The sequence below is a fragment of the Sphaerisporangium sp. NPDC051011 genome (assembly GCF_040653595.1).
GTDB lineage: Bacteria > Actinomycetota > Actinomycetes > Streptosporangiales > Streptosporangiaceae > Sphaerisporangium.
The window spans coordinates 276,654-288,714 of record NZ_JBFAGG010000005.1; the positions used below are offsets into that span (position 1 = coordinate 276,654).

The 12,061-nt window shown below is 70.7% G+C and carries 7 protein-coding genes; 3 read left to right on the top strand and 4 right to left on the bottom strand.

Translation table 11 applies throughout. The features are described from left to right. Positions 1-243: 243 nt before the first annotated feature. Positions 244-1,380, top strand: a complete 1,137-nt coding sequence (locus AB0H21_RS14080; protein WP_358516060.1) for a S1 family peptidase — start codon at positions 244-246, stop codon at positions 1,378-1,380. A 73-nt stretch (positions 1,381-1,453) separates the two neighbouring features. Here AB0H21_RS14080 and AB0H21_RS14085 read toward each other — a convergent pair whose 3' ends face one another. Beyond that, positions 1,454-5,710, bottom strand: coding sequence for a BTAD domain-containing putative transcriptional regulator (locus AB0H21_RS14085; RefSeq protein ID WP_358516062.1), 4,257 nt, complete (start codon positions 5,708-5,710; stop codon positions 1,454-1,456). Between the two features lie 221 nt (positions 5,711-5,931). Between AB0H21_RS14085 and AB0H21_RS14090 the strand changes: the two genes are divergently transcribed. Together AB0H21_RS14090 and AB0H21_RS14095 are read left to right on the top strand one after the other, a co-directional pair. Beyond that, positions 5,932-7,077, top strand: coding sequence for a hypothetical protein (locus AB0H21_RS14090; RefSeq protein WP_358516064.1), 1,146 nt, complete (start codon positions 5,932-5,934; stop codon positions 7,075-7,077). Positions 7,078-7,251: 174 nt separating this feature from the next. Continuing rightward, positions 7,252-8,178, top strand: coding sequence for a hypothetical protein (locus AB0H21_RS14095; RefSeq protein WP_358516066.1), 927 nt, complete (start codon positions 7,252-7,254; stop codon positions 8,176-8,178). A gap of 96 nt (positions 8,179-8,274) precedes the next feature. Here the strand turns inward: AB0H21_RS14095 and AB0H21_RS14100 are convergent, their stop codons facing one another. From AB0H21_RS14100 to AB0H21_RS14110, 3 genes are all read right to left on the bottom strand, one after another. Then, the gene (locus AB0H21_RS14100) at positions 8,275-8,679 is read right to left on the bottom strand and encodes a hypothetical protein (protein WP_358516068.1); all 405 of its coding nucleotides are present in this window, start codon (positions 8,677-8,679) and stop codon (positions 8,275-8,277) included. Positions 8,680-8,739: 60 nt separating this feature from the next. Next, a complete protein-coding gene (locus AB0H21_RS14105; RefSeq protein WP_358516070.1) occupies positions 8,740-10,488 on the bottom strand; it encodes a D-aminoacylase in 1,749 nt (582 codons plus the stop codon). Between the two features lie 76 nt (positions 10,489-10,564). Next, positions 10,565-11,968 (bottom strand): alanine racemase, encoded by a 1,404-nt coding sequence (locus tag AB0H21_RS14110; RefSeq protein WP_358516072.1) that lies wholly within the window; start codon positions 11,966-11,968, stop codon positions 10,565-10,567. Positions 11,969-12,061: the final 93 nt, after the last annotated feature.

Sequence of the window (12,061 nt, forward strand, 5' to 3'; positions counted from 1 at the left end):
CCGGCTTCGTGCCCGGTGATGAGTCGAAATCGAGAAAGGTGTGATCAATGCTCAGGACACGCGACCGCTGTCGCGGCCTTCGTCATGCGGCGGACACGTCCGCGCCACTCCTTCGATGGACTCCCGCTGGGCAGACACTGATCGTTTCGCCCCGGAGGCATGATGTCCCGCCCGAAAAGATCCCATTTGATAGTTGCGGCGCTCTGCACGGTCCTGGGCCTGCCGGCTCTGATGAGTGCGCCGGTGGCGGCCGAACCTGCGCCGCCCACCTCCGAGCAGCTCGACAAGGGCGTCAGCGCCGCGCAGGAGCCGCTGCGCAAGGCCGCCCACATCATTCGTCAGGTGGTGGAGGACACCAAGCCCGCCGGGTATATGAGCGTCGCCTTCGGTGAGGGCGAGGTGGAGCTGTACTGGAAGGGCGCGCTGCCGGCCCCGATCGAGGCGGCGGTCGCCGAGGCTCGCAAGATCGTCCCCGTCAAGGTGGTACCGGCCAGGTACTCCTACAAGGAGCTGGACGCGGCGTCCGAGCAGGTGCGCAAGGCGGCCTACGCCAACCGGTCGGCGGGCGTGCGGTCGGTCCGCATCCCGTACGACGGCAGCGGCCTGCGCGTGGGCGTGGACCAGACCGGTCTGGGCGTCGCCCGGGCCACGAGCGCCTTCACCGCCGCCGCGAGCATTCTGCCGAAGCTGCCGGTCGCCCACACGCTGGAGCAGGCCGACCACATCACGCGGACGGGCCGGTTGAACGACCACGAGCAGTGGCTCGGAGGCGGGCGCATCCGCAACTACAGCCGTAACTTCATCGGCTGCACCGGGGGCTTCGGCGTCCAAGGCTACGACGGCTACAAGTACATTCTGACCGCCGGCCACTGTGGCAAGCCCGGTGACTGGTTCGTCGACGGCGTCCAGAACAACGACTGGGTGGGCCAGGTCAAGTACGAGAACACCGGCCACGACACGATGCTGATCGCCTCCAACGCCCAGGGGTCGATCTGGGACGGGCCCGCCGACAGCTACTACCACAAGCCGGTCGTCGCGTGGGACTGGGTGTACCCGAACGAGCTGTTCTGCTCGTCGGGCTCGTACACCGGGGTGCGATGCGGCCTGAAGCAGCACGACTTCACCGCCTGGTACTGCGACTTCGACATCTACAACAACTTCGAGTGCTATGACGACCTCATCGAGGCCCACCAGGTCGACGGTCTGCGCGCCACCCAGCCCGGCGACAGCGGCGGCCCGGTCTTCACGCTCTCGGGCTCCGGCGTGGTCGCCAAGGGCATCATCAGCGGCCACGGCGTGAGCCAGAACATCATGTACTTCCAGGACTTCGCCACCGCCCGCAACGACTTCCCCATCCGGTTCGACCCGCTCTACTACTGACTCCGTACGTAACCCGGACCACGGCGGGCCCGGCACCACGCGCACCGGGCCCGCGCGCCGAAGATGTCGGCGCTCAGCAGGTGGGCCGGTAGGCCACGGAGGGGAGGTAGGTGGCCCACTCCTGGCGGGTGAGGTCACGGCCGATCTCCTGGCAGAGCTTTCCGACGAGCGGGTCGGCCCGGAGGGGCCAGCGGATGATCCTGCCGTCGTCGCCACCGGAGATCAGGTCTCCGTCGGCGGTGAAAGCGAGGCCCTTGATCGGGGCCGTGTGGCCTGTGAGTGTGGCGGCAGGCGTTCGCGACAGGAGGTCCCAGACGGTGATCGTGCGATCGTCGCCCGCGGACGCGAGCGTGCGGCCGTCCCGGCTGAAGGCGAGTGCCTGGATCGGGGCGGTGTGGCCGGGCAACGTGGCGTACGGCTCGCCGGTCCGCGTGTTCCACAGCCTGACGGTCCGGTCGGCCCCCGCCGTGGCGATCAGCTCGCCGTCCGGGCTGAAGGCGACGTCGAGCACCGAGCCCTGCCCGGTCCTGAGGGCGCGGACCGCCCGGTCCCGGGCCAGGTCCCAGACGAGCAGGTCTCCGGTGGGGCCGGTGGTGGCGAGCAGGGGGTCTCGCGGGCTGAACGCCAGCGCCGAGGCGAGCTGCCCGGAGGCCGAGAACGGCGCCTCGACCGGGTTCCCGGGATCGCGGATGTCCCAGCGGAAGCGGCCGAGGGCGGTCGCGACGAGGAAGCGGCCGCCGGGGTCGAAGGCGGCGTCGGTGGAGGCGCCGAGCCCCCCGTACCTGATCGTCGCAAGCCTCCGGCTGCTGCCGACGTCCCAGATCGTGACCGTGTGGCTGCGGGTGACGGTGGCGAGCCGGTGGCCGTCCGGGCTGAAGGCGACGGCCCGGACGTGGTCGGGATGGTCGCCGAGCGTGGCGATCGGGTTCCCGCGCACGTCCCACAGCCGGACGGTGGTGTCGCTGCTCGCCGACGCGACGAGACGGCCGTCCGGGCTGATCTCGATGTCGTTCACGGCCTGGCTGTGCCCGCTGAACGGAGGGAGAGCGCGCTCGCGGATCACGATGGTCCGGCCCAGTCCGGCCGAGGCGAGCATCGAGCCGTCCGCGCTGAGGGCGAGGGACAGCGTTTCGGTGCGACTTCTGTCCTGGTAGGTCTCGACGGGCTGCCGCCGCGCGATGTCCCAGACAGTGATCAGGCCGTCCTCGTCGGCGACGGCGATGCGGCCGGCGACGGGGGCGGACATGTCCCAGGTGTACGGCGACCGCCTGGGCAGCCCGAACACAGAGGTCACCCCACCATCGCGGGCGAGTCGCCAGAACCGCACCCCGTAATGAGACGACCCTGTGGCGAGCACCCCGTCGACGTGGTCGAAGCCCAGGCGGTGGACGTGATCGTCGGCGGGAATCTCGGCCACCGCGGCCCCGGAGACGACGTCCCACACGACGGGTCTCTGCGTTCCGCCCGTGGCCGAAACCAGAAATGCCTGGTCGGAGCTGAACGCGAGAGCCACGACCTCCTCCCGGTGTCCCCGCAGGGTGCGCCTGGTCCCGTCGCGCAGATCCCACACCTCGATCGCGCCCTTTCCTGCGCCAACGGCGATCTTCGTCCCGTCGGGGCTCAGTGCCATCGCGTCGGTGAGCTCGCCCCGTGACCGCTGGAACACCGGCCGGTGGGAGCGCAGATCCCACACCACGATCGCGCCCTTGCTCGCCCCCAGCTCGGCCTGTCTGACCACGGAGGCGAGCAGCCTGCCGTCGCGGCTGAACGCCACCGCCCTGGCGTGGACCACCTCTGCCTCCGCGAGTGACGCGGGCTCGGGGAACGTCGCGACCCGGGTGCGGCTGCGCGGGTCCCAGAGGCCGACCGTCCCGTCGTCGCCGGCCGCGGCCAGCCGCGAGCCGTCCGGGCTGAACGCCACCCCGAAGATCGACGGCCCTCCGGCGTTGAGCTCGATCCGGCGGCGCGCCGCCGCCGCCACGCTGAGGAGGGCGCCCCGCGTCTCGGCCTCCCGATCGAGTCGGAACGCGTCGATCGCCAGCAGCCCGGCCAGATCGGGATCGGTGTCGAGGAGCGATCGGGCCTTCAGGGACAGCTGCCGGGACAAGGCGACCAACTGCTGGTGACCGGCCTCCTGACTCTGCCGTACAGCCACGCCGCCGCCGAGCAGGGCGATCAGGAAGAGCGAGGCCATCCCGGCCAGGAGGCGCTGCAGGAGCCGGGTGCGGCGTCTCGTCGCGGTGTGCTCGCTCTCCGCCAGCGCGCGGCTGGCCCGCAGGAAGGCGGCCTCGATGTCGTTCAGTTCGTGCGGGTGATCCTCCGCCCACGTACGCGCGGCGAGCAACTGGACGCTTCGATACAGGGCGCCGGAGTCCCGGTCCAGCTCCTGCCACGTCTGCGCCGCGGCCGTGAGCCGACGGTGGACGAACAGGTCATCGCGGTCGTCGGTGAGCCACCGGTGCAGCCGGGGCCAGGCACGGATCAGCGCCTCGTGCGCCACGTCGACCGTCTCCTCCGCGAGGACGACCAGCCGCGCCGCCGCGAGCCGGTCCAGCACGCCGGAGACGACGCCCGGATCGGCCACACCCACGAGCTCGGCCCGCGAGATGGGACGCCTGGTGTCCTCCGTGCCGTCTCCGAGCGCGGTGAGCCTCACGAAGATCCTGCGGGCGGCCTGCTGCTCGGCAGGGGCGAGGTCGCGGAAGACCCGTTCCGCGCTCTGCGCGATCGCCCCGCGCACGCCACCGGCCGCTCGATAGGCCGACAGCGTCAGCCTAGGGCCGGCGCGGTTCCGCCAGGTCTCCAGCAGCGCGTGCGAGACCAGCGGCAGGCTGCCCGGCTCCTCGTCCGCGTCGGCCAGCACCGTGGCCAGCAGGTCGGGATCCACGGTGAGCCCCGCCCGGGCGGCGGGCCGGACGACGACCTCCCGCAGATCCGGCGGCGACACCGGTCCGACGAGCAACTGCGCCTCACCGCCCAGAGCCTCGACCAGGTCCGGGTGCTGGGTCAGGTGAGCGAGGAAATCGGCCCGTATGCCGAGCACCAGAACGACGCGGCCGGCACCGAGCGCCAGTCCCAGCAGGGCCTCGACGAACCGGCGGCGCTCCGCGTCGTCGGCGCAGAGCGTGAAGATCTCCTCGAACTGGTCCACGACCAGCAGCAGGCGGGCGTCGGTCTCGGCGTCCAGGGCGCGGTCCAGGGCTGCGCGCAGGGCACCGGGATCCGTCGAGACGTCACGGAGCGCCCCGGGATCGCCGCCGGACGCCTTGGCCACCAGCTCGGCCAACGTGTCCAGCGGGTGCTCGCCCGGCGTGGTGATCAGGCTCCGCCACGACCCGGCCGTGCCGTCCGCATCCGAGATCGTCCCCAGCAGGCCGGCGCGCAAGAGGGAGGACTTCCCGCTTCCCGACGCCCCGAACACGGCGACCACCGGAAGCCGGTCCACCAGCTCGCGGAGCCGCGTGACCAGCTGGGAGCGGCCGAAGAACCACTCCCGATCCTCCGGCTGGAACGCCATCAGGCCGCGGTACGGGCAGTCATCCTCGGCCCATCCCTCCGTCTCGCCCGGCCTGGCGGGCGTCCGGCCCAGCTCCGGGAGGAGGTCCTCGTCACCGCGGAGCATCGCCTCGTGCAGACGCTGGAGCACGGGACCGGGCTCGATGCCGAGCTGCGCGTTCAACAGGTCGCGGGTCCGGCGGAAGACCGCCAGCGCCTCGACCTGACGGCCGGACCGGTACAGCGCGAGCATGAGATGGCCGCGCAGGCTCTCCCGGTACGGATGTTCCCGGGTGAGATCGGCCAGCTCGGCGGCCGCCTCGGCGTACCGGCCCAGGCCGAGTTCGGCCTCTGCCAGCCGCTCGTGAGCGGTCAGCCGCGCCTCCTCCAGCCGCCGTGCCTCCTCGGCGATGACCGTGCAGTCGCCGAACTCCGCGAACGCCGGCCCGCGCCACAGGTCGAGCGCCGCGCGCAGCCGGTCACGGGCCGGTTCGAGATCTCCAGAGGCCAGGGCCGCGCACCCCTGCGCGACGAGGTCGCGAAAGCGGATCGCGTCGAGCGCGTCGGCGTTGATCACGTACCCGCCCGGCCGTCCGGCCAGGACGTCGGCGCCGAGCGTGCGCCGCAGCCGGTGGACGTAGAGGTGGATGTTGCGCCGCGCGGACGCGGGCGGCTGATCATCCCAGACCGCGGCGATCAGCCACTCGATCGATACCGGCCGACCGGCCTGGGCCAACAGCGCAGCGAGAGTGCGCCGGAGTTTGGGGGCTCCGCCGACAGGTACCAGGCGACCATCGCGGGAGATGCTGAGCGGCCCGAGAACGTGAAATTCCACCCAAACTCCGCCCCCGGTTGGACTTCCGCACAAAGAATCACGGACCGCCGCCTCATTGTCAATCATTCCCTCATGCCGGGCTCCTGCCCGCGCCGCACCGGTCCGCAGGCGCCAAAAACCGACTTCACCAGGGCCTATACCTCGCATATACGGGCGTGTCCGATGCTCGGCGTCGGCGAGGCGGGGAGATGCCCCGGCCCGTGTGACGGGGAGGTTGAGTGATGCGTGTGCTAGTGCGTAGGACGGCGGCGGTTCTCCTGGGGCTGTGCCTTGCCCTCGGGAGCGCGGCCACCGTGTCCGGCCCGGCGAACGCCTATGTCGTCCGTCCCGACGTCCAGACAGGCGCCGCTCTCGGCATGAACGCCGACGGACGGCTGGAGGCGTTCGTCGTCAGCTACGGGCAGATGTGGCACATCGCGCAGGATTCCGACGGCTGGGGTTCTTGGGACATCATCCTCGACCAGCCCAAGCCTTTCGATCAGCATCGCCCGGCGGTGGCACTGAACAAGGGGGGATGGCTGGAGGTCTTCGCGGTCGCCACCGACGGGAAGATGTACCACTCCTACCAGGCCAGTGGCAGGCAAAGCGGCTGGAGCCCCTGGTACAGCATGGGCGCCCCGAGCGGGCTCAGCTTCTCCTGGGCGCGGGTCGTGGTCGGCACCAACAAGGACGGCCGGCTGGAGGTCTTCGCCATCGGCTCCAACAACGAGTTGTGGCACGCCTGGCAGCTCACGGCCGGCGGCGGCTGGAGCGGCTGGGCGAGCCTGGGCGGGCAGTTCGAGGGAGAGGCCCTGCCGGCCGTGGGCATGAACGCGGACGGGCGAATGGAAGTGTTCATCACCGGCGGCGACGGTCACCTCTGGCACCTCTGGCAGCTCTCGCCCGGCGGCGGCTGGAGCGGCTGGCTCAACGAGGGCGGGTCCTTCCAGCACGGGGCGAACACCGGTCCCGCCGTGGGCGTCAACATGGACAAACGGCTGGAGCTGTTCGCGACCGGCACCGACGGGCGGACCTACCACAAGTGGCAGGGGTTCTCGGGCGGCTGGAGCGGCTGGGTCGGCATGGGCAGCGGCGGGTCGTTCCCCGTGGTCGAGAGGAACCAGGATGGCCGGTTGGAGCTCTTCACCAACGGCGGCTCCCACGTCCTCCATGCCTGGCAGGTGGCCCCCAACAGCGGCTGGTCCGGCTTCGGTGGGGTGGGCGGGCAGACCAACCCGTGGAACCAGCCGAGCGTCATCCGCAATCTCGACGGCCGGTTGGAGGTCTTCGCCCATGCGGGCATAAACAAGACCGGCGCGATCATCCACTCGTGGCAGTCGACGCCGGGCGGCGCATGGTCTGGCTGGATCCCCCTCGAAGGTAGCTGATCCGATCTCCGTCCTGGCGGCGGCCGAGACGATGTGGTCCCGTGCGGAGCCCCCGCACGGGACCACATCGTCAGCCATCATGATCGTCGGTTGGTCAGAGTCAGAGCGCGCGGGTGCAATCTTGTACCTCAGAGGGACCGCAACATTGCGACTGTTTCCGGCATCCAATGACGCATGGGACTTCGTACGACTCTCGCGGTACTTCTCGCGGCCGCCATGACACTGACCGGACAACCCGCGGCGGCCGACGCGCCGGTCCGGATCGCGTACGCGCAGGGAACACACGTCTGGGAACTGGGGCTGACCAACGGCGATGTGGTGGAGGTACCGGAGGCGCTGGCCAAGGCGCCTGCCGATGCGGTCAATAACGGTGAGCGGGCGCCGTTCCTGGTCAGCGGGGACGGGCGGCATTTCCTCTATTTCCGGAAGTCGGATCGGCTGTTCGTCGAGCGGACTCTGAACGGCAAGGAAAGGGTGGTGTCACGGCGGCTCACGGCGTACTCCATCGACGAGGAGTGGCCGTTCGTATCGGACGACGGCAGCTATGTGGTCACGGCGACCTCGGCGCCAGGGGTAGGGGTCTTCACGGACCTGCGGACAGGCAGGACCTTGCCGCCTCCCGGAGGGACGGACGCGTGGAGCTTCCTGGGATTCAGCCCGGACGGCAAGGGACTGCTGCTGGCAGGGGAACGGCTGACGACGGTGTTCGATCGAGCGCTGCGTGCCCGGACGCGCTCGAAGACGCGGCTGCCCGTCGTAGCGCTGGCGAATGACCACGTCACGGCGGCGACCCTTGCCGGCACGGGGCCCAAGAGCCGCAAGCTGCGCCTGCTCAACCTGCGCACCGGCCACGCGAGCGGAGCGGTGACCGTGCGCCTGCCCCGCGGGCAGTACATCGACGACCTCGACTTCGACCAGGCCGGACGCGTGATCGTCCGATCGAAGACCGCTACCGGCGTGGCGATCTACCGCGTCTCGAAGACGACCGGCAAGGCGACGCTGCTACGGACGATCGCCCGGCCTGACGCGGACGTCTGGGTACTCCCGGGCGACACCACGTACGAGCCCTGGACAGAGAGAAAAGGCCAGGCCCCTCAGTAATCTTCAATCGCTCGGGCAACAAGCCGACATGGCCTTCCGCCAGAATGCCCCCGTCTGATAGTCCATGGACACGACGTCGAGGGGAACTTCGTGGGGTTATCGGAGCTTCTGGGTTGGCGGATCAGTTTCCGCCTCACGGGAGTACCGGTTTGCTATCAGCCGTACCGCCCGCTTTACACGGGTCTCGTCGGGGTACTCGCCGAACCTTCTGGCTAGGCCTTCCCGGACGAGTGCCTCGATCTCGTCCGTGGACAGCAGGTGGAGCGCTCCGTTGACGGGTGCCATCAGCACGATCATCTCGGCAACAACATCACTGTACTCGTGAGGATTATCCGGGTACACGATATCAAAAGGGTCGGCCTCCTCGAGCGCCTCCTCCAGTATCGCAATCGTCTCCGGAAATCTTTGCCGGAGAACCCCCATCACAACCTCTCCCTCCGATACTAAATCAATGTTCCAGAAAGGCTCCTTCAATGGCGCCTCGTCCGGCCTCAGTTCCATTGTTCTCTCTTTCCGGGGAGCGCACCGCATGGGTCGCCCTAATGGGGTTTTGGTGGTTTATCAGAGGGCGTGGGCGCCTTTGGGGGTGTGGCGTAGGGTTTTGCCGGGGAGGGCGCCGGTGGGGGTGCCGTTGTTGATTACCGCTACGCCGTTCACGTAGACGTAGGGGATGCCGGACGGTTGGCGGCGGGGATTTTCGTAGGTCGCGGTGTCGGTTACCGTATGCGGGTCGAAGAGGACGAGGTCGGCGTGGTGGCCTACACGGATGAAGCCTCGGTCGACCAGGTTCAGGCGCTTGGCGGGGCGGCCGGAGAGGTGGGCGACGCACTCCTCCAGGGTGAGGACGCCCTCGTCGCGGACATAGTGGCCGAGGTAGCGGGGGAAGGTGCCCCAGGCGCGGGGGTGGGGGCGGGCGCCGGTGAGCAGGCCGTCGCTGCCGCCCGTGTGCGCGGGGTGCCGCATGATGGCCCGGACGTTCTCCTCGTTGCCCACGTGCAGCAAGATCGTGGTGCCGAGCTCGTCGTCCAGGAGCTGTGTGCGGAACACCTCGAATGCCGTGTGGCCTGATTCGTCGGCCGAACCAGCGCTCGTCCGACCCGCACCTCCGGAACCCCGACCGGAGATCGTCTCCCCCACGTTCCCGGATTGGCCGGGTAGATCGTTCACTCCGGCTTCGCGGGCCAGGTCGGCGATCGTCTTGCTCACGCGGTCGGTGAGGGACGGGGAGCGGGTGCCGGAGATCTGGATGGTCGTCCAGTCCACCGGGACGCCGTGGCAGCCGTCCGAACCGACCGCCTCCATGTCGTGCCGGATGCGTTCGGCGGTGGCAGGGTCGCGCAGGCGGGCGAGCGTGGGGCCGGGGCCGCCTTCGGACGCCCAGCTCGGCAGGAGCGCGGCGAGGGTGGTCGAGCCGGGCAGGTAGGGGTACGTGTCGAGGGTGAGGTCGCAGCCACCGGCGATGGCGGTGTCGAGCAGGTTCAGCAGGTCCTTGGCCCGGCCGACGTTGACGGCGAAGTTCATGGTGGCGTGGGCGAGGTGCAGCGGGCAGCCGGACGCGCGCGACACCGCGACCATCTCGGCGTACGCCTCCAGCGCGCCCGCGCCGTACGAGCGGTGGTGCGGCGAGTAGTAACCGCCGGCCGAGGCGACGACCCGGCACAGCTCGACCAACTCCTCCGTGCTCGCGTACATGCCGGGGGTGTACGTGAGCCCGCTGGACATGCCGACCGCGCCCTCGGCCATCGCGGCGGCGACCAGTTCCTTCTGCCGCTGAAGCTCCGCGGCGGTGGCCGGGCGCGCGTCCCAGCCCATGGCGAGCGCCCGTACGGTGCCCTGGGGCACCAGGTAGCAGGCGTTGACGGCGATGCCCCGGTCGAGCCGGGCAAGGTACTCGCCGACCGTCCGCCAGTCCCAGTCGAACCCCTCGGGGTCGCCGTTCCACCCGGCGATCTGCTGTCTGAGCTGCGCGAGTGTGGTGTCGTCCACGGGCGCGTACGACAGGCCGTCCTGCCCCAGCACCTCGCAGGTGACCCCCTGGCCGACCTTGGCGAGGTGGTCGGGCTCCGTCAGCAGGGCCAGGTCGGAGTGGGCGTGCATGTCGACGAACCCGGGCGCGAGGGCGAGGCCGGTGGCGTCCAGGACCCGCCGCCCGTCGGCGACGGCGGAACCGGGTGCGCCGATTTCGGTGATACGGCCGCCGGTGACCGTGACGTCCGCGACGTACGCGGGGTCGCCGGTGCCGTCCACGACCGTGGCCCCGCGGACGACCAGCCCTGTCGTGCCCGGCCGCCGACCCGCCGTAGCGCTCATCCGTGCTCCCGAATCATGCCGCTCATCCGTCCTCTGAGCCGTGCCCGACCCGGCGCTCATCCGTTCCCCTATAGGTCTAGAAGAAGGTTCTCACGAGGTCCACGACCTCCGGATCATCGGCCTCGACGTCGTCGACCACCGGGATCAGCGTCCACTTGTCGAAGGCCGTGCACGGGTGGGAGAGCCCGAGGCGGACGACGTCGCCGCAGTCCAGCGCGGACCCGGCCTCCACCGACAGGAAGGTGAGCTGGTCGTTGAGCGCCGTGACCCGCGCCCCGCGCAGCGCCTCGGCGGGCCGGCCGCGTACGGCCTGCGGCTCGGGGAGGCCCTCGTCGAACGGCAGGTCGCGCTTGCCCGCGTCCAGCAGGGCCAGCCCGGGTTCGGGACGCGAGACCACGCGGGCCCAGCCGTGCATCGCGGGCCGCAGCGGACCCGGCCCGGTGCCGCGCGAGGACCCGGCACCGCTCGACAAACCGCCAACGTCCAAGGACCTGGCGCCGTTCGACGGCCCGGCACCGCCCGGCAAACCGCCACCGCCCAAGGACCCGGCCCCGTTCGACGGCCCGGCACCGCCCGGCAAACCGGCGGTGCGCGAGAACGGGGAGATGGCGCGGTAGAAGCCGTCGTCGTGGACGATGTAGGCCCCCGAGCGCAGCACCAGCCGCCCGTCCAGCCCGCCGAGGACGTCCACGACCTGGTCGAAGTACGCGCTGCCGCCCGCGGTGACGACCGGTTCGTCCACCTCGTACGGCAGGTCCGCGTGCAGAGACGCCATGCGCTTGAGGAAGGCGTCCACCGCGCCGAGGCTGGACGGGGACGCGTCGTGGCCGAGCGCGCCCTCGTACCCGGCGATCCCGGCCAGCCGCAGCCGGTCGGAGGCGCGGATCGCCTCGGCGACGGCCCGCGCCTCGGCCTCGTCCCTGGCACCGGTACGGCCGCCGGGCGCGCCGAGCTCGACGCAGACGTCCACGGGCCGCGCGGCGCCGCGCAGGACGGCGTCCATGATCTCGACCGTGCGGAGCGAGTCGGCCCAGCACAGGAACGAGAACCCGGGGTCGGCGTCGAGCTGGGCGCCGATCCAGGCGAGCCCGGCGGGGTCGGTGAGCGCGCCCGCGAGCATGAGACGGCTCACGCCGAAGGCGCGGGCGACGCGGAGCTGCGGCAGGTTGGCGAGCGTGAGCCCCCACGCCCCCGCGTCGAGCTGGCGTTTCCACAGCGCGGGGGCCATCGTGCTTTTGCCGTGCGGGGCGAGCGACACGCCGGCCGCGGCCGTCCAGGACGCCATCGTGGCAAGGTTGTGCTCGATGGCCCGGCGTTCGAGCGTGAGCAGCGGCGTGCCGAAGCCGGTGAGCCGGGGACGCCCGGCGAGGTACTCGCCCACGGTGACCGGCGCGCCGGAGAACCCCGGCGGCAGGGCCTTGAAGCGCCAGTCGAACGGCTCGCCCCGCAGCGCGGCGACGGCGGCGGCGTCGATGAGCACTGCGGCCTCCCTCGGGGGACGGGCGGGGTTCGTGGCCCGCTCGGTGATCTGCGGTATTTTCTACCCGGCATGCACGACGCGTGAAAAGCCGAT

What these genes read in the sequence shown, in the direction of transcription:
- AB0H21_RS14090 (WP_358516064.1), top strand. Translation starts at nt 5,932, where the DNA reads ATGCGTGTGCTAGTGCGTAGGACGGCGGCGGTTCTCCTGGGGCTGTGC.
- AB0H21_RS14105 (WP_358516070.1), bottom strand. Translation starts at nt 10,488, where the DNA reads ATGAGCGCTACGGCGGGTCGGCGGCCGGGCACGACAGGGCTGGTCGTC.
- AB0H21_RS14095 (WP_358516066.1), top strand. Translation starts at nt 7,252, where the DNA reads ATGGGACTTCGTACGACTCTCGCGGTACTTCTCGCGGCCGCCATGACA.
- AB0H21_RS14100 (WP_358516068.1), bottom strand. Translation starts at nt 8,679, where the DNA reads ATGGAACTGAGGCCGGACGAGGCGCCATTGAAGGAGCCTTTCTGGAAC.